General features: G+C 44.8%; 17 protein-coding genes. 9 read left to right on the top strand and 8 right to left on the bottom strand.

Annotation, left to right across the window (positions count from 1 at the left end; genetic code table 11):
* Nucleotides 1-72 precede the first annotated feature (72 nt).
* Together J3L18_RS20635 and J3L18_RS20630 are read left to right on the top strand one after the other, a co-directional pair.
* Nucleotides 73-3423: a VCBS repeat-containing protein gene (locus J3L18_RS20635; protein ID WP_208102407.1), complete on the top strand. Its 3351-nt coding sequence runs from the start codon at nucleotides 73-75 to the stop codon at nucleotides 3421-3423.
* A 10-nt stretch (nucleotides 3424-3433) separates the two neighbouring features.
* A complete protein-coding gene (locus J3L18_RS20630) occupies nucleotides 3434-4759 on the top strand; it encodes a vanadium-dependent haloperoxidase (protein ID WP_129571578.1) in 1326 nt (441 codons plus the stop codon).
* Between the two features lie 238 nt (nucleotides 4760-4997).
* On the opposite strand, the gene J3L18_RS20625 is transcribed toward J3L18_RS20630, so the two are convergent.
* Both J3L18_RS20625 and J3L18_RS20620 read right to left on the bottom strand, forming a co-directional pair.
* Nucleotides 4998-6323: an ABC transporter ATP-binding protein gene (locus tag J3L18_RS20625; protein ID WP_223266294.1), complete on the bottom strand. Its 1326-nt coding sequence runs from the start codon at nucleotides 6321-6323 to the stop codon at nucleotides 4998-5000.
* Between the two features lie 12 nt (nucleotides 6324-6335).
* Nucleotides 6336-6827: an ABC transporter ATP-binding protein gene (locus J3L18_RS20620; protein ID WP_223266295.1), complete on the bottom strand. Its 492-nt coding sequence runs from the start codon at nucleotides 6825-6827 to the stop codon at nucleotides 6336-6338.
* Nucleotides 6828-7087: 260 nt separating this feature from the next.
* Here J3L18_RS20620 and J3L18_RS20615 point away from each other — a divergent pair, with 260 nt between their 5' ends.
* Together J3L18_RS20615 and J3L18_RS20610 are read left to right on the top strand one after the other, a co-directional pair.
* Complete coding sequence (locus J3L18_RS20615; RefSeq protein WP_223266296.1) at nucleotides 7088-8950, top strand: sialate O-acetylesterase; 1863 nt, start codon at nucleotides 7088-7090, stop codon at nucleotides 8948-8950.
* 27 nt (nucleotides 8951-8977) lie between these two features.
* Complete coding sequence (locus J3L18_RS20610) at nucleotides 8978-10501, top strand: glucuronyl esterase domain-containing protein (protein ID WP_129571580.1); 1524 nt, start codon at nucleotides 8978-8980, stop codon at nucleotides 10499-10501.
* A 27-nt stretch (nucleotides 10502-10528) separates the two neighbouring features.
* Here the strand turns inward: J3L18_RS20610 and J3L18_RS20605 are convergent, their stop codons facing one another.
* Both J3L18_RS20605 and J3L18_RS20600 read right to left on the bottom strand, forming a co-directional pair.
* The gene (locus tag J3L18_RS20605) at nucleotides 10529-11275 is read right to left on the bottom strand and encodes an SDR family NAD(P)-dependent oxidoreductase (RefSeq protein WP_129571581.1); all 747 of its coding nucleotides are present in this window, start codon (nucleotides 11273-11275) and stop codon (nucleotides 10529-10531) included.
* Between the two features lie 12 nt (nucleotides 11276-11287).
* On the bottom strand, nucleotides 11288-12316 hold the full coding sequence (locus J3L18_RS20600) for a LacI family DNA-binding transcriptional regulator (protein ID WP_129571582.1): 1029 nt from the start codon (nucleotides 12314-12316) through the stop codon (nucleotides 11288-11290).
* 158 nt (nucleotides 12317-12474) lie between these two features.
* On the opposite strand from J3L18_RS20600, the gene uxuA reads away from it, so the two are divergent.
* The 5 genes from uxuA to J3L18_RS20575 all read left to right on the top strand — a co-directional run bounded on the left by uxuA (nucleotide 12475) and on the right by J3L18_RS20575 (nucleotide 19722).
* Complete coding sequence (gene uxuA, locus J3L18_RS20595) at nucleotides 12475-13674, top strand: mannonate dehydratase (RefSeq protein ID WP_129571583.1); 1200 nt, start codon at nucleotides 12475-12477, stop codon at nucleotides 13672-13674.
* Nucleotides 13675-13946: 272 nt separating this feature from the next.
* Nucleotides 13947-16079: an alpha-glucuronidase family glycosyl hydrolase gene (locus J3L18_RS20590; protein WP_129571584.1), complete on the top strand. Its 2133-nt coding sequence runs from the start codon at nucleotides 13947-13949 to the stop codon at nucleotides 16077-16079.
* A 23-nt stretch (nucleotides 16080-16102) separates the two neighbouring features.
* Nucleotides 16103-17215 (top strand): glycoside hydrolase family 43 protein, encoded by a 1113-nt coding sequence (locus J3L18_RS20585; RefSeq protein WP_129571585.1) that lies wholly within the window; start codon nucleotides 16103-16105, stop codon nucleotides 17213-17215.
* A gap of 10 nt (nucleotides 17216-17225) precedes the next feature.
* The gene (locus J3L18_RS20580) at nucleotides 17226-18062 is read left to right on the top strand and encodes an alpha/beta hydrolase (protein WP_129571586.1); all 837 of its coding nucleotides are present in this window, start codon (nucleotides 17226-17228) and stop codon (nucleotides 18060-18062) included.
* 31 nt (nucleotides 18063-18093) lie between these two features.
* Nucleotides 18094-19722, top strand: a complete 1629-nt coding sequence (locus J3L18_RS20575; RefSeq protein WP_129571587.1) for a GH35 family beta-galactosidase — start codon at nucleotides 18094-18096, stop codon at nucleotides 19720-19722.
* Between the two features lie 75 nt (nucleotides 19723-19797).
* On the opposite strand, the gene J3L18_RS20570 is transcribed toward J3L18_RS20575, so the two are convergent.
* The 4 genes from J3L18_RS20570 to J3L18_RS20555 form a co-directional block, all read right to left on the bottom strand.
* A complete protein-coding gene (locus J3L18_RS20570; RefSeq protein ID WP_129571588.1) occupies nucleotides 19798-19986 on the bottom strand; it encodes a carboxymuconolactone decarboxylase family protein in 189 nt (62 codons plus the stop codon).
* Between the two features lie 42 nt (nucleotides 19987-20028).
* A complete protein-coding gene (locus J3L18_RS20565) occupies nucleotides 20029-21546 on the bottom strand; it encodes a cryptochrome/photolyase family protein (RefSeq protein WP_129571589.1) in 1518 nt (505 codons plus the stop codon).
* A gap of 176 nt (nucleotides 21547-21722) precedes the next feature.
* Nucleotides 21723-22907: an alginate lyase family protein gene (locus J3L18_RS20560; protein WP_129571590.1), complete on the bottom strand. Its 1185-nt coding sequence runs from the start codon at nucleotides 22905-22907 to the stop codon at nucleotides 21723-21725.
* Between the two features lie 442 nt (nucleotides 22908-23349).
* Nucleotides 23350-24699 carry an alpha-L-fucosidase gene (locus tag J3L18_RS20555; RefSeq protein WP_129571591.1) on the bottom strand — a complete coding sequence of 450 codons (1350 nt, stop codon included), beginning with the start codon at nucleotides 24697-24699 and terminating at the stop codon, nucleotides 23350-23352.
* Between the last annotated feature and the right edge of the window lie 25 nt (nucleotides 24700-24724).

Raw genomic sequence — 24724 nt, 5'->3', positions numbered from 1 at the left:
TTGCATGTAGAATAATTGTTATATTGACATCAAATTTGCGATGCCTATTTATCGCAGCCACAATAAACCAAAATGAAGATATTCCGGTTCCCTCTCCCGCTAAAAACGCGAAAAGAACGATCGTTTTTGATGTTTCCTGCTGTGTGTACGCTGATGTTATTTGCAGGTTGCAATCATGAACCCTCAGCCAACTCACAACAACCCTTGTTTAAACTGTTGCAGCCGGAACAAACCCATGTTGATTTCGCCAATACCTTAACCGAAGGATTAAACACCAACGTGCTGATGTACGAGTATTTTTATAATGGTGGTGGCGTGGCTGTTGGAGACTTAAACGGCGATGGCTTGCAGGACCTTTATTTTACCGGCAATATGACCGATAATAAATTGTACCTGAACCAGGGCAATATGCAATTTAAGGATATCACTGCTGATGCCGGTGTAGCAGGCAGGCCCGGTCCCTGGAAAACAGGTGTAACCATGGCCGATGTTAACGGTGACGGTAAGCTGGATATCTACATATGTTATTCGGGTAAAGTACGGGCCGAGAAGCGGGTTAACCAATTATTCATAAACCAGGGAAACAATGCCGCCGGAGTGCCCATGTTTAAAGATCTGACCGCTGATTTTGGCCTCGATTTTCCATCATTCAGTACACAGGCATACTTTTTTGATTATGACCGGGACGGTGATCTCGACCTGTTGTTAATTAACCACAACCCAGGCCGGATCAGTATTATGGATGATGCCTTTGTTAAGGAGATGTCGGCCAAAAGGGATAACGAATCGGGGATCAGGCTGCTGCGGAATGACAATAATCATTTTACTGACGTTACCGTCGGTGCAGGCATTATCAATACACCACTGTCATACGGCCTTGCAGCAGGTATCGCCGATATTAACGGCGATGGATGGCCGGATATCTATGTATCCAATGATTATAGTATTCCCGACAGGCTGTACATTAATAATGGCAAGGGCAGTTTTGCCGATGAGCTCCAGAAACAGATTGGTCACAGCTCGTTTTACTCTATGGGGAATGATGTAGCCGATATTAATAACGACGGCAAACCCGATATCTACACCCTGGATATGCTTCCCGAAGATAACAAGCGGCAAAAACTGCTGTTCGGTATTGATAATTATGAAGCCTTTGACCTGAACCTGAGGGTTGGCTTTTATTACCAGTATATGCGTAATATGCTGCAGATCAATAACGGCAATAACTCGTTTAGCGAGATAGGACAGCTGGCAGGCATCTCCAATACGGATTGGAGCTGGTCGCCCCTTTTTGCCGATTATGATAATGATGGCTGGAAAGACCTGTTTGTAAGTAACGGATATACCCGCGACTATACCAACATGGACTTTTTAAAGTTTATGGGCGATAACCTTAAAGACCGGCGCGTAATGCGGCAGGACCTCCTGGATATTGTAAGCCAGATGCCATCATCGCAAATGAAAAGTTACCTGTTTAAAAATAATGGTAATACCACATTTACCAATACAAGCGAGCGATGGGGCATAACGATGCCATCAAACAGTAACGGCGCCGCTTATGCCGATCTGGATAATGACGGTGACCTTGATTTGGTGGTAAATAATATCAATCAGCCGGCTTTTGTTTATGAAAACCAGGCCGCCAAGCAAAATGATAATCATTATTTATCGATAAAATTAAATGGCAATGGGGCCAATACCCAGGGTATTGGGGCTAAGGTGAGCATCTATTCGGGCAATAAAACGCAATATCTGGAGCAAATGCCAAACCGTGGTTACCAGTCAACCGTGTCAACAGTACTGCACTTTGGATTGGGAAAAGATAAGCAGGTAGATTCATTAAGGATTACCTGGCAAAGCGGCAAGTCGCAGGTACTTCAAAAAGTAAAAGCCGATAAACAGCTTGTTTTAAATGAAAAGGATGCCACTGGCGCAAGTCCTGCACAAAAACAGATCAATCCGATATTTAAAGAGGTACCTGCCCCTATCGCAGGCAGCGAAAGCGATAATACCACCAATGATTTTAAAAGGCAGCCGTTAATGGTTAACTCGATATCGTTTTCGGGTTCCGTCCTTACCAAAGGCGATGCAAATGGCGATGGGCTTGAGGATATTTATACCGGTGCACATGATGGCAAAGCCGGTGTTTTATACCTGCAGCAAAAAGATGGGAGATTTATCAGCAAGGCTGTTGCCGCCTTTGAAGCCGATAAAAACAGTACCGATGCCGCAGCTTTATTTTTTGATGCCAATGGCGATGGCAAGCCCGACCTGTATGCAGCCTCTGGTGGCTATGCCGATTATAAACCGGATGACGCGCTGCTGCAGGACAGGTTATACCTTAACGATGGTAAAGGAAACTTCAGTAAAGCTAAAGGTGCCTTGCCCAAAATGATCAGCAGTAAAAGCTGTGTAAAAGCGGCCGATATCAATGGAGATGGTTTTCCTGATCTGTTTGTTGGCGGAAGGGTAATACCCGGGCAGTATCCCGAAGCACCCGAAAGCTATATTTTGATCAATGATGGCAAGGGGCATTTTACCAACGAAACCGCAAAATATAATCTGGCAATAAAGAACATAGGGATGGTGACCGATGCTGCCTGGGTTGATATGAACGGTGATAAAAAGCCCGACCTGGTGCTGGCCGGCGAATGGATGCCGATCACGGTTTTTGAAAATAGCGGTGCTAAGCTAACCGATGCCACAACAAAATACTTTGATAAAAAATATCCCGGCTGGTGGAACTGTTTACAGGTAAGTGACATCAACCATGACGGCCATCCGGATATTATAGCCGGAAACATTGGTTTAAATACGCAATGTAAAGCAAGCGATGCCGAGCCTGCGGAAATGTTTTATAAAGATTTTGATGATAACGGCTCCGTTGACCCGATGCTTTGTTTTTACATTCAGCATAAAAGTTACCCCTTTGTAAGCCGCGATGAATTGCTTGACCAGATGAGTGTAATGCGCGGCCGGTTCCCCGATTATAAAAGCTATGCCGATGCTACAATGGACAAGATTTTCACCCCGGAAGAAATGAAAGGTGCAAAAAAACTGACAGCCAATGAACTGGCTACAGCATGTTTTATCAGTAATGCACAAGGAAAATTAAAACAGGCGACGTTGCCTTTACAGGCTCAGTATTCGCCGGTTTTTACCATTACTTCATTTGATTACGATCATGATGGCAAGGAGGATCTTTTGCTTTGCGGCAACATCAACAAGGCCCGCATCCGTTTTGGTAAATATGATGCTAACTATGGCGTATTGCTTAAGGGTGATGGCAAGGGTAATTACCAATACATAAACCAGCAGCAATCGGGCTTCAACATCCGGGGAGATGTTAGGAGCGTGCTTCAATTAAATAATGTTTTACTATTTGCCCTTGATAAAGGCAAACTAAAGGCATACAAGCAATAATACAAAGGCAATGAAAAAACTGTTAATGCTAATACCTGCCTGCGGCTTATTTGCGATGATAAGCTGCAGCCCGAAAAAGCAACCCGAACTAACCAATCAGGACGTGAGCAAAGTTGTTGGCCATATGACCAGCGTAATGATCCATGATGTTACTAACCCGCCATTGGCCGCCCGTTTTTTTGCTTATACCTGCCTTGCCGGGTATGAGGTAGTTGCCGAAAACGACAAACAGACCAACAGTATGCGCGGTGTATTAAATCAATATCCCGATATCAAACACCCCAAACAAAATACAGGTTATAATTATCAGCTAAGTGCGGTACTGGCCATGTTTGAAACATCTGCCAGGCTGTTACCATCGGGTACGTTGATGCTGGGCTACGAGTCTTCCTTTATTGACTCGTGCAAAAATATTGGCTTCAGCAGCGAAGTTATCGATAGTTCAAAAAGCTATGCCAAAACAATCAGTAAACAGATCCTGGCTTATGCCAAGGCCGATGGTTACCGGAAAATAAATAACTATCCACGCTATAAGCTTAAGCAAACACCCGGTAGCTGGGACCTGACCCCACCTGCTTACATGTTGCCGGTTGAACCATATTTTAACACTATCCGGCCTATGACGCTTGATTCGGCCGCACAATTTGTTCCTGATGCGCCTATTCCTTTTTCAACGGATAAAAACTCAACTTTTTATAAATACCTGCAAATGAGCTATGCCAAAAGCGGTAACGGCTTAAAGCAGGAAGAAAAAGATATTGCCAACTTTTGGGATTGTAACCCTTTTGCTGTTCAAAATGACGGGCACATGCTCATCGGCTTAAAAAAGATCTCGCCGGGTGCACACTGGATGGGGATAACGGCCATTGCATGTAAGCAGGCTAAAGTAAACTTCTCTAAAACGGTGCAAATCAATACAGCTGTAGCCATAGGCCTGCTGGATGGTTTCATTTGCTGCTGGGAAGATAAATACCGCACCAACCGCATCAGGCCCGAAACGGCCATCCGCAGGTATATAGACCCGCATTGGAAACCCCTGTTGCAAACTCCGCCGTTTCCGGAGTATATCAGCGGGCATTCGGTAGTTTCGTCAACAGCTGCGGTTATCCTCACGCATTATTTCGGCGATAACTTTAAATATACCGATGATGTGGAAGTAAGTTATGGCATTCCGCCAAGGCATTTCAGTTCGTTTACCCAGGCTGCCAAAGAAGCCGCCATTTCCAGGTTTTGGGGCGGTATCCATTTTATGGATGCTATTGATAATGGTATTATTCAGGGAAATAAAGTGGGCAACCTCGTTGTTGCTAAAATGAGCGGGCAAAAGAAATCGTAGATATAAGCATGGTTGTTATGAGCGGTGGCGAAAGGGTTTTTCGATAAGTGGAGTTGCTATACAGGGCGAAGATGGTGCTTTCATCTCTCATGACAACTTAAAAAGGGTGTCATGCTGAGGCCCTCGAAGCATGGTGGGCTGGCCTCTGCGCGCGACCCTTCGACAAGCTCAGGGTGACGGGCCATCTTTTGTCATTTCTTCTTCAAAGCCCAAAGGATGTTTGCTTAAATATCATCCCTTACTGATACCCTGCCGCCTGCAAGCTAAATAATTCGGCGTAACGGCCGTTGTTTGCCATAAGCTCCTGATGTGTGCCAGCCTCAAGGATTTTGCCTTTTTCCAATACGATGATCCTGTCAGCGAGCCTTGCTGTTGAAAACCGGTGTGAAATAAGCACAGCCGATTTACCCTGGGTTAATGATGAAAAGCGCTGAAATACCTCATATTCCGCCCGGGCATCGAGCGCTGCGGTTGGCTCGTCAAGGATGAGTACCTGTGCATCTTTCATATAAGCTCTTGCCAATGCAACTTTCTGCCATTCGCCGCCCGATAATTCAACACCTTCGTTAAACCGCCTGCCGAGCCATTGCTCGTATCCCAGCGGAAGTCTGGCCGCAAGCGCGTCTGCAAGGCTCTCCTGGGCAGCTTTACGGATTAGTTCGGTATTGTCCTGCTCATCAATGTTTCCTACCGCAATATTCTGCGAAAAGCTCATCTGGTAACGGATATAATCCTGGAAAATAATGCCCAGGTTTAACCGAAGGTCGCTGAGGTTATAATCCCTCAAATCTGCACCATCCAGCAGGATGCGCCCTTCTGTTGGGTCATATAAGCGGGCCAAAAGTTTTACAAGTGTAGTTTTGCCAGCGCCGTTCTCGCCTACCAGCGCAATCTTTTCGCCGGGATGCAGGGTGAAGTTCAGGTGCCTGTTGGCCCATGATTCGGCATTGTTATATTTAAATCCAACGTCCTCAAAAGTAAACCCCTGCTTTATCGGATTTGGAAATGGCAAAGGAGAAACGGCAACTTTGATCTTTGGTTTGATCTCAAAAAACTCATGGAAATCGTTGAGATATATAGCCCCCTGTGAAACTGATGTAAACCGGTTCAGCGAATTTTCCATCAGGCTGCTCAATTGCCGGAACGAACCAGCCAGGAAAGTAAGCGTACCTACAGAAGACTTGCCCGTAACAGTTTGATAAATAATAAAACCATACGCGGCATAGTAGCCAACACTGCCTAAAACAGAAAAGAAGGTGCCCCAGGCCGAACGCCTCACGGCCAGTTTGCTGTTATCGGCGTAAAATTTATCTGATAACGTTTTAAAGCGGTTAATAATAAAATCAGACAGGCCGAAGATCTTGACTTCCTTAGCCGTTTCATCGCTCGCACCAAGGTAGCGTACATAATCAAGCTCTCTTCGTTCGGGTGTCTGGCTACGGGTGAGTGCGTAATTGTGGCTGTTGAAATAGCTTTCGCCCAGAAACGAAGGGATGATAGAAATGAGTAGTAACAGGATCAGCCAGGGATTTAAAGTCAGTAAACCGGTAAGCAGGAAAGCCATGGATATAAAATCCTAGATCTGGCTCATCACCTGTGATAAAAGCACGGTACGCCCAACGGTTTGCTGCCGGGCACGCTCCAGTTTATCATAAAAAACAGAATCTTCAAACTGCTCCAGGTCCAGCGTGGCCGCATGCCGCATGATGCGCATGGAGGTATAGTTGGCAAAAAGATCACCCAGCAGGTTGTCCATCAGGCTGATCATCCGGTTTAGGCCGTCGGTTGCCACCGCAAGCAAAAACTCGATAATAACCAGTTTCCATAATTCATGCTGGCTTCCGCTGTGGCGGTTGAGCAATACCACCTGGTCGATGATCAGCTTACCTACATACAACAAGGCAACCGGCATGGCTGAACGCATAATACGTAACAAAAAGCTTGCTGTAGTTTTACCTGGACTGCTTTGCCATACCAGCTTGAAAAAATCCGGGAGATTGCTCAATGCCGACAAGCGCTCTCTGAATGAGATCTTTTGCTCTGGTTTGATATTTCTTGTTTTAGCCATCTTCCGGTTTTGATAAATGCGATTTTAAATAAAAAAATGTTCATTACTACTGCATTGCAGGTTTGCGGGCCTATTTATGATCGTTTGCTGACTAAAGAGTAATTAAAATAAAAAAAGATTTGTGCAATCGATTGCACAAATCTTTTTTTATTTGTTACTTAGTCAAATAAACCATCAATAAACATTTCGGAGTTATGAGGTCGGTGAAGCTATTACTTGTCGCGCTGTTCGCTTGTTTAATATTACCGTGTTATGGAATAGTGCGCCTACCGCAACTGGTTGCCGATGGCATGGTATTACAGCGCGATGCCAAAGTAAAGATCTGGGGATGGGCCGATGCAAGCGAAAAGATCACCGTTAATTTTCAGCATAAAACGTACCATACAGTTACCGGCCAAAGTGGTTCCTGGAAAATTGCCCTTCAGCCAATGAAAGCAGGGGGACCGTATACTATGGAAATTACCGGTAAAAATCGTATTACTATCCGGGACATTTTAATTGGCGATGTATGGTTTTGTTCGGGGCAATCGAATATGGTTTTGCCTATGGAGCGGGTAAAGGAAAAGTATCCGGATGAAATAGCAAAAGCCAATTATCCGCAGATCAGGAATTTTTTTGTTAAAACGGAATCTGACGTAACCAGGCAACATTCGGATCTGTTACCTGGTAAATGGGTTAAGTCCGATTCTGTAACCGTTTTAGGTTTTGGTGCCACATCATGGTTTTTTGCTAAACAGCTATATCAAAAATATCATGTGCCTATGGGTATCATCAACTCAAGTGTGGGCGGTACGCCTATTGAGGCATGGATCAGCAGCGAGGGCTTAAAGAACATTCAATCATATCATAACAGGATTGCCCAGTTCAGCAATACGGCATTTATGGATAGTGTATTGAAAAAGCACCCGGAACCAGTGGAACCGCTTGACGCAGATAAAGGCTTAAATGAGCCTAAACCATGGTATGATACCACCTATCAGCCGCATAACTGGCACCGTTTCTGGCTGCCGGGCTACTGGGCCGATCAGGGAGTAAAAGGCCTGAATGGTGTGGTATGGTTCAGGAAGGAAATAAACTTGCCCGCATCGGTACAGGGCAAGACTGCTAAGTTGTATTTAGGCAGGATAGTGGATGCCGATCAAACCTATTTCAATGGGAAGTTGGTAGGAAACATTACTTATCAATACCCTCCAAGGCGCTATACATTGCCTGCCGGATTATTAAAGCCGGGTAAAAATACTGTTGTGGTACGCGTTACCAATACATCGGGCAAAGGTGGTTTTGTGCCCGATAAACGTTACTATCTGGCGATAGCCGGTGATACTATCGATCTTCGCGGCGATTGGCAATACAAGGTAGGGCAGGTGTTTGAACCGGTTAGGATGAAACCGGAATTTTCGGCCCAAAATGAACCTACCGGGCTTTATAATACCATGGTAGCGCCTGTTATCAATTATACCATTAAAGGCATGGTTTGGTACCAGGGCGAAAGCAATTCCAGCCGTGCATCCGAATATGGAACCTTGTTAAAGGCTCTTATTGCCGACTGGCGGAATCGTTGGCAACAAGGTAATCTTCCCTTTATATATGCACAGCTTCCTAACTTTAACGAGGTACAATATTCGCCAACAGAAAGCGACTGGGCGCAATTACGCGCCGGTCAGCTTGAGGCCCTTGAAGTGCCCAATACTGGTATGGCGGTAACCATTGATGCCGGCGAATGGAATGATATTCATCCCCTTAATAAAAAAAAGGTAGGAGAAAGGCTTGCCAGGGTAGCCGAAAATGTGGTTTATGGCGAGGTAAACGTAGTACCATCAGGGCCGATTTACCAATCGGCTAAAATTGAGGGGAATAAGATTGAGATTGCTTTTAAAAATACAGGTGCGGGGCTTGTTGTCATTGATGGCGAGGAACTGTCACAATTTGCAATAGCCGGGGCTGATAAAAAGTTTGTTTGGGCAAAGGCAATTATTAATGGAGGTAAGGTGTTGGTTTGGAGCGATAAAATCCCTGCACCGCTTTACGTAAGGTATGCCTGGGCCGACAACCCGGATGGCGCGAACCTGTATAATAAAGAAGGCTTGCCGGCATCACCGTTTCAAACCGGAAAACTGCAATAACCATAAATCATCTTAAAACCAGGGACGATGAAAAGTACTGCCTTCTTTTTCTTACTCACATGGGCCATTGCTGCGAAAGCGCAAACCCCGGCCCCGGTAAATTTCACTGCTGATCAGGACCATCAATATATGATGAAGCAATTAGGAATTAAAACCTTGCGTAACGGGCCAAGCGGCGATGAATCGGCCCCTAATCATGCTAATTATGATGAAGCGCTGGCTAACCCTTATCCTGATTTGCCTGACGCCCTTACGCTAAAGAACGGTAAAAAGGTAACTACAGCCGAAATGTGGTGGAAACAGCGCCGCCCCGAAATTGTGGAGGATATGGAGCGTGAGGTTTATGGCCGCATCCCTGCTAATGTACCCAAGGTAACCTGGACAGTTAAAGTAACCGATAAAGAACGGGTTGGCTTTTATCCGGTGATTGCCAAACAGCTTATAGGCCATGTTGATAATACGGCTTATCCGCTTATCAACGTCAATATCGAAATGACCTTAGTGCTCCCCGCAAATGCCAAAGGACCGGTACCTGTACTGATGATGTTTGGTCGGAGCGCGCTACCGGCGCCGGCGCAGCCCCCGGCTGCTGATGTGGAAAAAATCAACGCTGCATTGAAAGAACTGCTCGTAAAAGAACATCCCGAGTTTAAAACTATTTTTGATCAATATCCCGCTTATAATCCTATTGCCGAACAATCTCCCTTTGGTCCCGGTGGTTTTCCGGTGATGAAAGGCGACCCACCGACTGCCACGCAACTAATTGCCAATGGATGGGGGTATGTACTTATAGATCCGTCGTCTATCCAGGCAGATAATGGCGAAGGTTTAACCAAAGGGATCATCGGTTTGGTGAATAAAGGCCAGCCCCGTAAGCCGGAGGATTGGGGCGCTTTACGTGCCTGGTCGTGGGGAGCGGCACGCGCATTGGATTACCTGGAAACAGAACCTGCGGTTGACGCCAAACATGTAGGTATTGAAGGTGTTTCCCGCTATGGAAAGGCAGCGCTGGTGACACTTGCTTTTGAACAAAGGTTTGCCATGGGGTTGATAGGTTCGTCCGGTGAGGGAGGGGCCAAGCTGCATCGCCGGAACTTTGGAGAAGCGGTTGAAAGCCTCACCGGTGGCGAATATTATTGGATGGCCGGTAACTTTATGAAATATGGTGCATCGGATGCCGTATTCGGTGCTAAAACCGCGAAAGACCTTCCGGTAGATGCACATGAGCTGATTGCCTTGTGTGCCCCGCGGTTTACTTTTATAAGCTATGGCGTGCCGGAACAGGGCGATGCCAAATGGCTTGATCAGCAGGGAAGCTATATGGCAACTGTAGCTGCGGGTTCTGTATTTAAACTGCTCGGCGCAAAGGACCTCGGCGTTTCAAACGATTACAAAACCGAAAAAATGCCACCCGTTAATACAGGGCCGCTTGATGGCGAACTTGCCTGGCGTCAGCATGATGGTGGGCATACCGACGCGCCAAACGTAAAATACTTTATTGCCTGGGCCAATAAGTTGATGCATTATGGTAAAGCAGGAAGCGGGAAATGAGGTCTCCTTCAAGCCATGCCGAATTTATTAAAACCCAATCGAATTACCCCCATCAACCTGTAAAACAACCCCGGTTACGTATTTGGCAGCATCTGTCGCCAAATAATAAACGGCTTCGGCCACATCGGCAGGTTCACCTAATTTGCCCATTGGGGTACGGCCCATCACTTTTTGCTTGCGGGCAGGATCATTATCCAGCGCCTTTGCCGACATATCTGTAGCTATAAAGCCCGGAGCAACGCAGTTAACCCTGATGCCTTGCGGCGAAAGCTCGGTAGCCATGGCTTTTGTCATACCTTCGATGGCGGTTTTAGATGCGGTATAGGCAATAACATACGGTATGCCGTATTGTGCAGCCATCGAACTGATATTAATTATGCTCCCACTGCCAGCTTTCAACATGATTTTTACTACCTCGCGGCTTATCGCAAATACCGAAGTAAGATTGGTTTGGATCACTCTGGCGAACTCTTCATCGGTTACCTCGGCGAAAGCTTTTTTATGGTTAATGCCGGCATTATTAACTAAAATATCGGGTGCGCCAAATTCAGCTTCAATTTCTGCTACCAGTTGCGGTATACCGGTTGTATCACTCAGATCATATTGCCTGTAACTGCAAAGATCGCCAAGCTGTGTTACTGCCGCAATAAGTTTTGCCTCGTCGCGGCCTATGATAATGGTTTTGATGCCCTCCTCTGTGAATTTTTTGGTCGTAGCAAGGCCAAGGCCCGAGGCACCGCCGGTTACGATAGCAAGTTTGGTCTTTGAGTTCATGGATTTTTTAAATTATTTTCTTCTGGAGGATTCACGTACTATCAATTCCGATCTGAGGATGAGGCTATGCGTTTGTTGCAGATCCTGCCTGTTTGCCAAATGATTGATAAGCATGTTAGCGGCAACCTCGCCCATTTCATAGCCTTTATAATTTACGGTAGTGAGATTGGGCTCAATCACACAGGCTGCCGGGTCATTGTTGAAGCCCGCAACGGCTATTTGTTCGGGAATTTTGATGCCTGCCTTTTTCAGCACCTGGATACAGCTAACGGCACTGACATCATTAACTGTAAATATGCCATCGGGCAGGGGATTCATTTGTAAAATAGTTTCTGCCGCTGCCGCAGCTTCTTTAGCGCTCAGGTCGTTGATGATCACCAACTGCTCATCAAAATCTATTTGGTGTGCTTCAAGTGCTTTTTTATACCCGCGCAGGCGTTCGGCATACACATTGCGCAGTTGATTGCCGGTAATATGTACTATCCTTTTGCAGCCCTGTTCAAGCAGGTGGTTGGTTACTTCGCAGGCAGCTTTGAAGTTATCGATATAGATTTGCGGATATTGTTCATGCTCAAAAATCCTGTCGAAGAAAAGCACCGGAATATTACGTTTGATAAAAGGTTCGAAATGCTCAATGCTGGTGGTATCATAAGCTAATGAAACCAACAGGCCGTCAACCCGGTTATTAAGCATGGCCCTGGCGTTGCTGATCTCTTTCTTCATCGTTTCTAACGACTGGCTGATGATGAGGTTGTAGTTATTGTCGTTCACCACTTTTTCGATGCCTGCAATAACGTCCGACATGAAACTGCTGTTGAGCCGCGGCACAATAACGCCGATGATGTTGCTGTTTTTACGGCGTAAATTGCTGGCGAACGAATTGGAGTGGTAACCCATTTCTTCGGCTGCCTTGATAATCTTCTTTTTGGTATTTTTATTAACCCGCGGGTGATCTTTGAGCGCACGGCTAACCGTAGCTGCCGAAACCTTTAATTTTTCGGCAATGTCATATATGGTTATCTCTTTTCCGCTGTCCGGCATATAGTTAATCTAAAATACATAAACGATGTTGCATGTTCGGTAATAACCGCAGCCAGATTGTTCAGGGATAAAAGTATAAAATTATTACACATTATTTAAAATTTATGCAATCGATTGCATAAATTTATCGCGTTGACAGCAATTGGTTTTTAAATAATATGGTACCAGATTTAAAACAAACTTTCAGGTGGTTTGGCCCCGGCGACCCGGTAGCTTTAAGCGCAATAAAACAAACGGGAGCAAGCGGGATAGTTACCGCGCTTCATCATATACCTTGCGGGGATGTTTGGAACAGTGAAGCAATCAGGCAGCGGAAAGCGGTAATTGAAAGTGCGGGCTTTAACTGGGCGGTTGTAGAGAGTGTGAATGTTCATGAAAGTATCAAAATTGGTAGTGCGGAACGTGACCAGTATATTGATAATTATATTCAAACACTGCAAAATTTAGCGCAGGAGGAAATCTTTACGGTGTGTTACAACTTTATGCCCGTATTGGACTGGACCCGCACGCATCTTGATTATCGATTAACAAACGGTGCTTCGGCCTTGCTTTACAACGCTCCGGCTTTAGCAGCCTTTGACTTGTATATTTTAGAACGGGAGAATGCCTTTAACGAATTTACCACCGAACAACAGGCAGCCGCAAAGCATTACCTCGATGGGCTGAGTGACGAAGACAGAACGCTGTTAACCAATACAATATTGGCCGGCTTACCTGGTACAGACGAGGTTTTTACCATTGCGGAGTTTAAAGAACACCTTAACAAATACAGTGAGGTAAACACGCAAGCATTAAAGGAAAACCTGTTTTATTTTTTACGGGCTATAATCCCATATGCCGAAAAACTGGGCATTAAAATGTGTATCCATCCTGATGATCCCCCGTTTCCTATCCTGGGGCTGCCCCGTGTAGCATCGTCCTTAAATGATCTTACTGATATTGTAAATAGTTATCCGTCAGTTGCCAATGGTATCACGCTTTGCACCGGCTCGTTAGGTGCATCGGGCAAAAATGATCTTCCTGAAATTATAAGCCGCCTGGGTGATAAGATCCACTTTTTACACCTGCGCAACGTGGCCCGGCAGCCGGATGGCAGCTTTTATGAGGCCGATCATTTAACAGGCAGTGTTGATATGTATGCCGTGATGAAAGCCATTATCAATGAACAGATGGCCCGTAAAAATGCAGGCCGGAGCGATATGGCTATCCCCATGCGGCCTGATCACGGGCATAAACTACTTGATGACTTTAATTATTGTACCTATCCCGGCTATTCGGTAACTGGCAGGTTAAAGGGCCTGGCCGAGTTACGCGGATTAGAGATGGGGATTAAACGCATACTATACGACGAACAATAGCTGCAATAAGTAAGGTAGCTTAAATAAGGAATCAATAATTAAATTCCTATTGTTAAAAGTCATAAAAGTTTTTATCTTGCAATCGATTGCATAAAACTAAAACTTTATAAACCATACTAAATGAAGCGGGATCTTAACCCATTTCATTCATAAGTTTTTCAACAGATTAATTGTGTTTTTTTATAAACCGCCTATGGGTTTATAAAGCTGGATTTAATAACGTCATGGCCAAATATTCATTTACGAACAGGTGTTTACTGATACTGCTTTTCATGGCAGCGATAAATAAAGTGTGTGCAGACGATGGCTATAAATTATGGCTTGAATATAATAAGGTGAGCAACAAGCAACTGGCAAACATTTACAGTCAACAGTTGCAAAACATGATCTTCCCGGCACAGTCTGACCAGCTTAAAGCTGCAAGGACCGAGCTCTTAACTGGCCTTGATGGAATGCTGGCCCTAAAGCCACGAGATACTAAAAGCATAACCAATGGGCAAACTATTATAATAGGTACGCCGCGATCACTAAAAGCTTTTCCGATAACTGCCCCCGATAGCATCGGCAGCGAAGGGTATCTTATCAAAACTGCCCTTGTCAATCAAAAGAAATGTATCATCATAACGGCCAACACCGATGCAGGGGTTATGTACGGTGTTTTTAATTTTTTAAAGCTGATCCAAACCAATCAATCTATTAATAAACTGGATCTTTCAGACCACCCAAGGATGATGTACCGCATATTGGATCATTGGGATAACCTGAACCGTACAGTGGAGCGGGGCTATGCGGGCTCATCCATCTGGAACTGGCACAAGCTGCCTGGTATTATTGATCAGCGTTATATTGATTATGCGCGGGCCAATGCTTCGGTAGGGATCAACGGCTCGGTTGTCAACAATGTAAATGCCGATGCACTGATCCTTTCGCCACAATATTTGTTAAAAGTGCAGGCTTTGGCCAATGTATTCAGAACATATGGTATCAGGATTTACCTGTCGGTTAAATTCAGCAGCCCGGTTGAGCTTGGAGGCCTAAAAACTGCCGATCCGCTTGATCCCGCGGTAAAAAAATGGTGGGCCGATAAGGCTGATGAAATTTATCGCTACATCCCTGATTTCGGCGGATTTTTAGTGAAGGCTAATTCGGAGGGACAACCCGGTCCGCAAAGCTATGGCCGTACCCATGCCGATGGAGCAAATATGCTCGCCGATGCTTTAGCTCCTCATCATGGCATAGTGATGTGGCGTGCCTTTGTTTATGATAATAAGGTACCCGACGATCGCTTTAAGCAGGCCTATAATGAATTTAAACCTTTTGATGGAAAGTTTAGGGATAATGTGATTATTCAGGTAAAAAATGGTCCGATAGATTTTCAGCCAAGAGAACCATTTCACCCATTGTTTGGTGCTATGCCCAATACCCCGCTGATGATGGAGTTCCAGTTAACACAGGAATATCTCGGTTTTTCAACGCACCTGGTTTATGAAGCGCCATTATTTGCTGAATGCCTGCAATCGGATACATATACACATGGCAAAGGTTCAACTGTTGCAAGGGTGATTAAAGGAGATTTTAACACGAAATTGATAACCGGCATGGCAGGTGTGGCCAATATCGGCGCTGATTTAAACTGGTGCGGTCATCCCTTTGCTCAGGCTAACTGGTATGCCTTCGGCCGCATGGCCTGGAACCCTGACCAGTCTCCAGGTGTAATTGCCGCCGATTGGCTCAAAATGACTTTTACTAATGACGATAGCTTTGTGTCGCCGGTAAAAAACTTCATGCTGCAATCGAGGGAAAATACAGTTAATTACATGACCCCGCTTGGGCTGCACCATATTATGGGGGTGTCAACGCACTACGGCCCTGGTCCCTGGGTAGATAATGCCGGTCGCCCTGATTGGAATGCCACTTATTACCATAAAGCCGATTCAGCTGGGATAGGCTTTGACCGTACCGGAACGGGCAGTAATGCGCTATCGCAATATGCACCCGAGGTTAAGGCACACTGGGGAAACTTGCAAACCTGCCCTGATGAATACCTGTTGTGGTTTCATCATTTAAGCTGGACTTATAAAATGCGCTCGGGCAGGTCATTGTGGGATGAACTGGTTCATCATTACTATATGGGGGCCGATTCTGTTAAACAGATGGGCCTTACCTGGAATAAAATGCAGGGCAGGATAGATGCCGAACGCTTTACGGAAGTAAAACAACTGATGCAGGTTCAGTTAAATGAGGCTACAACCTGGCGTGATGCCTGTGTTTTATATTTCCAAACATTTTCAAAAATGCCTGCCGGATCTGCTTATCCCAAGCCGGAGCACCCGCTGGATTATTATAAAAAAATGAAGTTTTATTATGTGCCGGGCATAGGAGGCAATAACTACATGACCAATTAATCACTACCATAAACCAAACGTCAATGAGCAAGCAATTTACCACAGCAAAATTAGTCCTCGCACTTTTTGTACCCTTATGCATTTTGAGTGCATGTGACTCATCAACAAAGAAGACAGCTAATGCAGGCGATACTACAAAAACAGATACCGGCAAAAAAGTAAAATATCTTTCCGAGCCGCTCATCAGTTCCATTTACACAGCGGACCCATCGGCCCATGTATTTAACGGCAAAATTTATATCTATCCATCGCATGATATCGATGCGGGTATCCCCGAAAATGATAACGGCGACCATTTTGCCATGAAAGATTATCACATCCTGTCGATGGATAGTATTGGCGGCAAGGTTACAGATAATGGTGTGGCACTTGATATCAAGGATATCCCCTGGGCTGGTCGGCAGCTGTGGGCGCCTGATGTAGCTTTTAAAAACGGTACTTATTACCTGTACTTCCCGGTAAAAGATAAAAAAGATGTTTTCCATATCGGCGTGGCAACTTCTGCAAGCCCGGTTGGCTCGTTCAAAGCCGAACCTGAACAAATAGCAGGAAGTTACAGTATTGACCCTGCCGTTTTTACGGATACCGATGGTAAAACCTACATGTATTTCGGTGGGATCTGGGGTGGTCAGCTTCAGCGCTGGATCTCCGGTAAATACGAGGCAGATGGATCAAAGACCGATTCAAAACAGGAAGATGCCCCGGCCATAAGCTGTAAGGTAGCCCTGCTAAAGCCTGACATGAAAACCTTTGATGGCGTTGCGAAAGACGCAGTTATTGTAGACAGCCTTGGCAAGCCGCTGTTGACTAAAGATCATGACCGCCGCTTTTTTGAAGGTTCGTGGATGCATAAATACAATGGTAAATATTACTTCACTTATTCAACCGGCGATACACATTTACTTTGCTATGCGATAGGTGATAGTCCGTTAGGCCCGTTCACTTATAAAGGCGTGTTTATGAAACCGGTTCAGGGGTGGACAACCCACCATTCCATCATCGAGGTAAAAGGTAAATGGTATATATTTTATCATGATACCCAACTATCAGGCAAAACGCATCTGCGCAATGTAAAGGTAACCGAACTACAGCATAACGCTGATGGATCTATTAAACTGATCGATCCGTTTTTGTAATCTCATCGTTATGAAAATCCTTAAAGCTTTAACCCTGTTACTGCTATTGCTTGATTTGTTGGGGACGCATGGTTTTGCGCAGCAGGTTAAGCCGGTTACTATCCCCAACTCCGAACACCGGCAAATGCACTCTAAACTGGCGGGTAATGATTATGATATTTATATTCATTACCCGGCCGGTTATGATACCGCCAAACAAAAATTTCCGGTATTGTATGTGGTTGACGGTGATAACGACTTTTCACCATCGCTGGAGTATTTAGGATTATTGATGGCCGAATACCATATTCCCGAGCCTATATTGGTAGCTATTGGCGACGGCGGCCTGATTGGTACGCCCGACAACAAACGTAACCGTGATTTCACACCGGTTGCATTTCCCAATGTGGCCGAAAGCGGCGGTGCGCCCGCATTCCTTGCTTTTATTGAGAAGGAATTGATCCCATCGGTAGATGCCGGTTTAAAGGCCGATCCTGCAAACCGTACGCTGTACGGATATTCGATGGGGGGCCTGTTTGCCACTTATACCTTGTTTGAAAAGCCAACGCTGTTTAAAAATATCCTGATAGGCAGCCCTGCATTGGGTTATGGTAACGGAGCTGTATTTGAAACTGAAAAGCAATATGCTGCCAAACATAAAAGCCTGCCTGTAAATGTTTTTATTGAAGTAGGCGGACTGGAAACACATGGACAGGTTGTGCCTAACAAACAGCTGGTGGCGTTATTGGATAGCCGTCATTATGAAAACCTTGTTTTTAAGCATATCATTATTGAGGATGTTACCCATTTATCAGGCAAACCTGTTACCATGCTCAAGGCTTTGGCATGGGCATATGCGCGCAAATAACAGGGTTCTATTTACATCAAAATAAATAGCTATGAAGTCACCGGTATTAATATTTGTTTTTTGTTGTTTGATATTGTTTAAGGTTAAATCGCAAAGCCTGTCGCAGGGCATACCACAAGTCAAATATTATGGTAGTAATACAGAATTATTGGTAGATGGAGCGCCATATTTAATGACAGGCGGGGAGTTGGGAAATTCAAGTGCCTCAAGCACGGCCTACATGAACCCGGTTTGGCCCAAACTGCAAAAAATGCACCTCAATACCGTGATTGCACCGGTTTATTGGGAGTTATTGGAACCACAGGAGGGTAAATTTAATTTTACGCTGGTTGATTACCTGATAAAAAGTGCCCGGCAGCATCATATGAAACTGGTGTTGCTTTGGTTTGGTACCTGGAAAAACAGTATGAGTTGTTATGCGCCGGGCTGGGTTAAAACCAATCAAAAACGTTTTCCGCGTGTGGCAAATAGTACCGGCGGCCCCGAAGAGATTATTACGCCGTTTTCCAAAGAGGCTTTACTTGCCGATAGCAAAGCATTCAGTTCGCTGATGAGGCATATTAAAGAAACTGATAGCAAGTTTCACACTGTGATAATGGTACAGGTTGAAAACGAAATAGGCATGCTGCCGGATGCCCGCGATCATTCGAAACTGGCCGATGAAGCTTTTAACCGACCAGTCCCGACAAAGCTAATCTCCTGGTTAAATTCGCACAAAGACAAGCTTGTACCCGAGATGCAAAAAATATGGCAGGAGGGAGGGAATAAAACTTCGGGCAGCTGGGAAGCAGTTTTCGGCAAACGTCTGGCTACCGATGAGTTGTTTATGGCCTGGTACTTTGCTGAATATGCCAACGCTGTGGCTAAAGCAGGAAAGGCTGTTTACCCGCTCCCAATGTATGTGAATGCAGCCCTTAATGCGCCCGGTAAAAAGCCGGGACAGTACCCTTCTGCAGGCCCATTGCCGCATTTAATTGATATCTGGAAAGAGGCAGCACCGGATATTGACTTTCTATCGCCTGATTTTTACAATCCAAATTTTAAGTATTGGAATGACCGTTATACACGGCCTGATAACGCGTTGTTTATCCCCGAACATCGTTTTGAAGATGGGGTAGATGCGAAAGCTTTTTATGCCATTGGGCATTACAAGGCGCTGGGTTTTTCACCCTTTTCTATCGAAACAGATAACAAAACGGCAGGTGAGCCGCTTGGCCAATCTTACAGTATCATTCAGCAGTTAGCCGGTGAAATCAGCAAGGCCAAACATAAGGGAAGTATAGATGGCGTATTGTTAAGCAAGGATGCAGATACGGTTCGGTTGCAAATTGGGGGTTATATCCTGACAGTTTCGCATGATTTAACCCTGGGCTGGTCGCCGAAAACTAAAGATGCAATCTGGCCATTAACCGGGGGGATTATTATTGCTTTAGGTAATGATGAGTTTTATGTAGGGGGTACAGGGTTGGTGATCAGCTTTAAATCTGTTAAAGATGGGGAGCGTGCTGGTATTTTGCAGGTGGATGAAGGGGTATTTGTAAACGGCAAATGGCAACCCGGGCGTCGTTTAAACGGGGATGAGGATCACCAGGGAAGACATTTGAGAATCCCCGTAGGGGAATACGGGATACAGCGTATTAAGCTTTATAATTATAAATGATCAGAGGTTAAAAACCGAGGAAAATGTTTTTTAAGCACCTTCCGCGGTTTAGAGCCTTTAAGCACTCAACTAATGTTATGCGGATATCAAATTGGTTGTAATGCCGATCCTGTTCCAGTCGTTAATGGTTATAATAGCTAAGATAACCTGTGTCAGATATTTTTCTTCCAGTACTTTGGCCGCCTGTTGATATGTTTCATCTTTTACGCGGTTACTGATTAACGTAACTTCTTCCGTAAGCGCCAGTATCGCCCGGTCTTTCAATAGTATTAACGAATGTAGGGATCTAAAAAAAGAGAGGTTTAATTATACCGGGGCTGCATGTTTGTCAAGGTTTTCGAGAAATTGTTCCGCATTATTTAAATGTATTCTTCGTTTTTCGGCGGGCATTTTATCAAAAGTTTTCACCAGCATGCCCAAACGCGGGTTTTGTGAAAAGAAATTGCGGTGTACATGCATGAAACGCCAAAACAGGCCATCCCAGGTATCTTGCCAATCGCCTTTTTTCCAGTCGCCCATTTTTAGCAAATAGTTGCTGCCGCTGATGTAGGGCTTGGTCATCATAAGACCGCCATCGGCAAATTGGGTCATACCGTAGGTATTGGGCACCATAACCCAATCATAGGCATCTATATACATTTCCATAAACCACCGGTACACGTCATCGGGGTGAAATTCGCACAGTAAAAAGAAATTACCCATCACCATCAGGCGCTCAATGTGATGGGTATACCCGGTAGCCAGCACCTTTTTTATCACAACGTCGACGGGGTGAATGCCTGTATTGCCTTTCCAAAACGAATGAGAAATGCGGCGTTTAAATCCCCAGTAGTTTTTAGTGCGCTGCCTGGTTCCTTCGCGCTCATATACAATATGGATAAATTCGCGCCAGCCCATTATCTGCCTTACAAATCCTTCTAAAGAGTTTAGCGGAATATCCATATCTGCGGCCACATCAAGGGCATTATCAATAACCTGTTGCGGATTAAGCAGGCCAATGTTGAGCGTAGGGCTTAGCACCGAATGATATAAAAAACTTTCGTTTGCCACCATAGCATCTTCGTAAATACCAAAATCCCGAAAGCGTTGTTGCAAGAAATCATCCAGCCAGTGCTCTGCTTCCTCATGGGTAGTTGGATAAAAACCGCCCAGGTTGCCAAACGGCGATGTGGTGTTACCATAATTATCGGCGAAATGGGTATCTACATACAGCCGGGCTTCTTTCAGATAATCGTTTTCCGGCGATATGTTCAGCAGAGGCACTACCTCATTCTTCGGAAACCTGAGCCGGTTTTCACTATCATAGGTCCATTTACCACCAATGGGTGTTCCATCTGGTTCGAGCAAAATATTTCGCTGTCGGCGCTGGCTTATGTAAAAATCGGTTTGGAAGTAGGTTTTCTTTTTGTCAAAGAAATCGGCAACCTCGTGAGGACTATTAAGAAAATTGGGACTTCGATGTTTGATGAGCTGGATCTCATTCTCAACACAGGCCTTGTTTAATCTGCTTTCGAGCCAGTTATCGGCGGTATCGGTGTAATAAATGTTTTTGATGCCCTTTTTGGCTAATGAAGTAATCAGCCGGCGAACATCGGCAAGTGGATCCTGAGCACCAATATAGTTAACCGCAATATTTTGGCTGGCAAGATGATGCGCATAAAACTTCATCGACGCCCGGTGAAGTACCAGCTTTTTTTTATTAAAACTATATTGATTGAAAAACAGTATTTCCTCCACCAAATAAGCCGGTCTTAATTGGGTTATCTGGGGATTGTGTTTGAATAACTGATGTGGGAATATAAGTGTTATGCTGTTCTGTTGCATCTAATGGATAATAGGTACAAGGCCAAATATGTTTCAAATTGTCATTATTCATTTTTATAATGCCTTGATATTCTTGTAAGCTCTTTTTGAATTCGTCGCTAAAAAGCCGCTCCGTTAAATGAGGTCAGTCATAAACGGAGCAGCCGGGATAGAATTTTTATTAAGCGAATACTTTGTTAAAAAGTAGTTGGCACGTTGTTATGCGTATAGTTTGTCCAGCATAGAAAACCGATATCGCCATTGGGCAGGCCGTTACTGTCGCATACATAATTGCTGGCGATGTAACTGGTTTCGGTAGTGCCGTAATGACGATTAGCCACTTCAATTCCCGGCCAGATAGGGTTGTTTACATTACCGTTAGGTGAGCATGGCGGCGACACGGTGCCGTGCATCAGCTTGTATTGGTAATTAAACCCGGTTAACAGGCGACTGCTGCTGGCCGAGTAAATTGACAAATCCCCCTGTATACCTGCGATGTTTGCCGCATAGCTTAAACCGGTAAGAGAGTACTGGTAATGCACATAATCATTGTGCGAGCCGCAGATCTCGCCGTCCATCGAGCCATCTGATGCAATTACATTGGGCAATACAGTTTTTACAGCAGTAATGCCGTTTTGGTATACAGTTTGGCTATCTTCAAACACACCGATAGCCATTTTTGCATATCCGGCAGATACGTTCCAGTTGTTGTTAAAGTTGGGCACGTTATTGATGTAATTATCTTTCATGTTGTTCAGAAAGTTTACAAACTGGGTGTTTTCGGCCGTGGTCCAGCCGCCGCCAACACCACCGGCCGGAATATAGTATTTGATAATTTCGGCAGCCGCGGCGAAGGTAGGCGCAGCCCACGAAGCCTCAAGCGATGCCTGGTTTGGTTGTGAACCGGTTACACTGAAATTCTGAAAACTATTGGCCCAACCGTCAAGAATTTGTTTTACAGTAGTAGCATATACCGCGTTACCGGTTTTAGCCCAGCGCAGCGCCAGGGCATAGCTCAGCAGGGCATCGCCTTTAAAAGCAATTTCATCGGGCGTGGTAACGCCGCCGGCAACCTGTACCGTGGCCTTATAAGCACCGCTTGGGCTGTGGTTGTTGCAATAGTTAAGCACAAACTGATAAGCTGCCAGTCGGTTGGCATCATTTGAGTTTGCTTGCTGGCCTACATAATCAAGCGTTTGCTGCGTGTTAAGGATGCCGGGATGGATAAAGCCGGTAGCCTGGGTTTTTAATGCCCCTGAGGCAGCATCATTGCTTGCCGCCGCCGGCGAGACTTGTTTTTTAGTGCAATAAGTAAAAAATAACGCCACAAAAAGGGCCAGGCCCAATAGAGTTGCAAAGGTAGTTTTTGGTTTGCTGTTCATAAATTGGTTTTTAGTTTGCAATTGGTTTCACCGGCATAGCTTATAAAACAAAGAGCTTAACGTTACCGAGGCGCGCTATTGCCTTGAATTAGGTTTTACCGTTGTTTTAAGAAGATGCCAGATAATTGGTTTGATGAAACAAAATTATTGTAAAGTATTGATTAAAAGCAAGATGTAATTGTGTCGATACGCTTGATTCGCAATATTACTTCGTGATTGGGGGAGCTGTTTTAATGGGGAAAAAAAATTAAATTTTTTTTCCCTGATACGGTTTGTCCGCATAATAAATGGCGGGTTGGAGCCCGATTAAGAGTAGAGATCAACATAAAAACAAAAGCCTGCAATTGATTACAGGCTTTTGATAAAATGATATCAAGGAAAGCAGGAGTTGTGCAGACAATACAGGCTTTCGGCCCTCTGCTTTTAACTTTCGGTTTTCCCGTTATTCATTGGTGAGAAATCCTCCTTTGCCACGATAAAGGTCAAGCTTGCCGTTAAGCTCAATTTTTATTACCGACATGTATTTATCCTGCTTGCTTTCGGGGATTGGGATGTACAATAAGCCCGGTACCGCACTCCATGAAATTTTGCCGACGATTTTATAGTTTAACGGTGTTTCGCTGCCGAGAACGGTTATTTTTTTGATGCTGTTTTTTAAACCTTTCACCAATACCGGTGCGCTTGTTTTAGCCGGAACAAACAAGTATACGGTGGTTGAGTCTTTTGACAGGGTACTTGCACCATAGTAATGCCCTTGTGGCATACCGGCTACCGTATTAAAAACACCTTCGCCGTTTTTCTTGTTCCATGCGCCCAGTTCTTTAAGCATGTTCACTTCTTGCGGAGGGATACTGCCATCGCCCTTAGGGCCAATATCCAGTAGTAAATTTCCACCGTAGCTTACGGCATCAGTAAAAATGCTGATGATCTCATAAGGGGTTTTAAAATTCGTGTCCTGTGGTTGATAGCCCCAGTTGTCATTGATAGTCATGCAAAGTTCCCACCATTTGTAATTAGGCCGTGATACCGGGAAGTTTTGCTCAGGGGTATCATAATCACCGAATCCCTGCAAGCGTCCGTTTATGATCGCGTTGGGATTGTAGCTTAACAGTTTTTGTCTGATGGCTGATGCTTTCCATTCATCGGCGCTGTGTTCCCAATCACCATCAAACCACCAAAGATCGGGGTTGTATTGTTTGGCCAGTTCATCCAGCTGACCGTTCATAAAGGTTAAATATTTGGCCCATTTTGCCGGCTGCGCATCAACCTTGTACCGGCTGCTGTCTTTCAAAAAGCCGGGATAGTCTGCATGGCTCCAATCAATAAGTGAAAAGTATGCTCCTGCTTTTATACCACGCGCACGCAGGGCATCATATAATGGTTTTAACAAATCTTTTTTGGCAGGTGTCTTTTTCACCACATTCAGCGAGCCATATTTGCTGTTCCATAAAGCTACACCATCATGGTGCTTAGTAGTCATTACCGCATAGCGGGCACCGCTTTCTTTAATCAGCTCTGCCAGCTCATCCGGTTTGTATTGATTTGCCGTAAAGCCTTTTAGCTGGTTCATATAATCCGGGTAGCTGATCTTTTTGTTATGAAAACTCCAGCTTTCATCTATCCCCTTTACAGAATAAATGCCATAATGAATAAATATGCCCAGCTTACCATTGGCAAACCATTGCATTTTTTCTTTGATCTCATCAGGATTTACACGGTGTTGCGCTTGTGCGTAACCGGTGTATAGCATGGTATAAAATACCATGAAAAGGTGTGATAGATTTCTTCTCATTTTCAAAAGTAATTATTGATTTTAT

Source organism: Mucilaginibacter gossypii, from assembly GCF_017569325.2.
GTDB lineage: Bacteria > Bacteroidota > Bacteroidia > Sphingobacteriales > Sphingobacteriaceae > Mucilaginibacter > Mucilaginibacter gossypii.
This window is presented reverse-complemented; position numbering and strand designations above follow the sequence as displayed.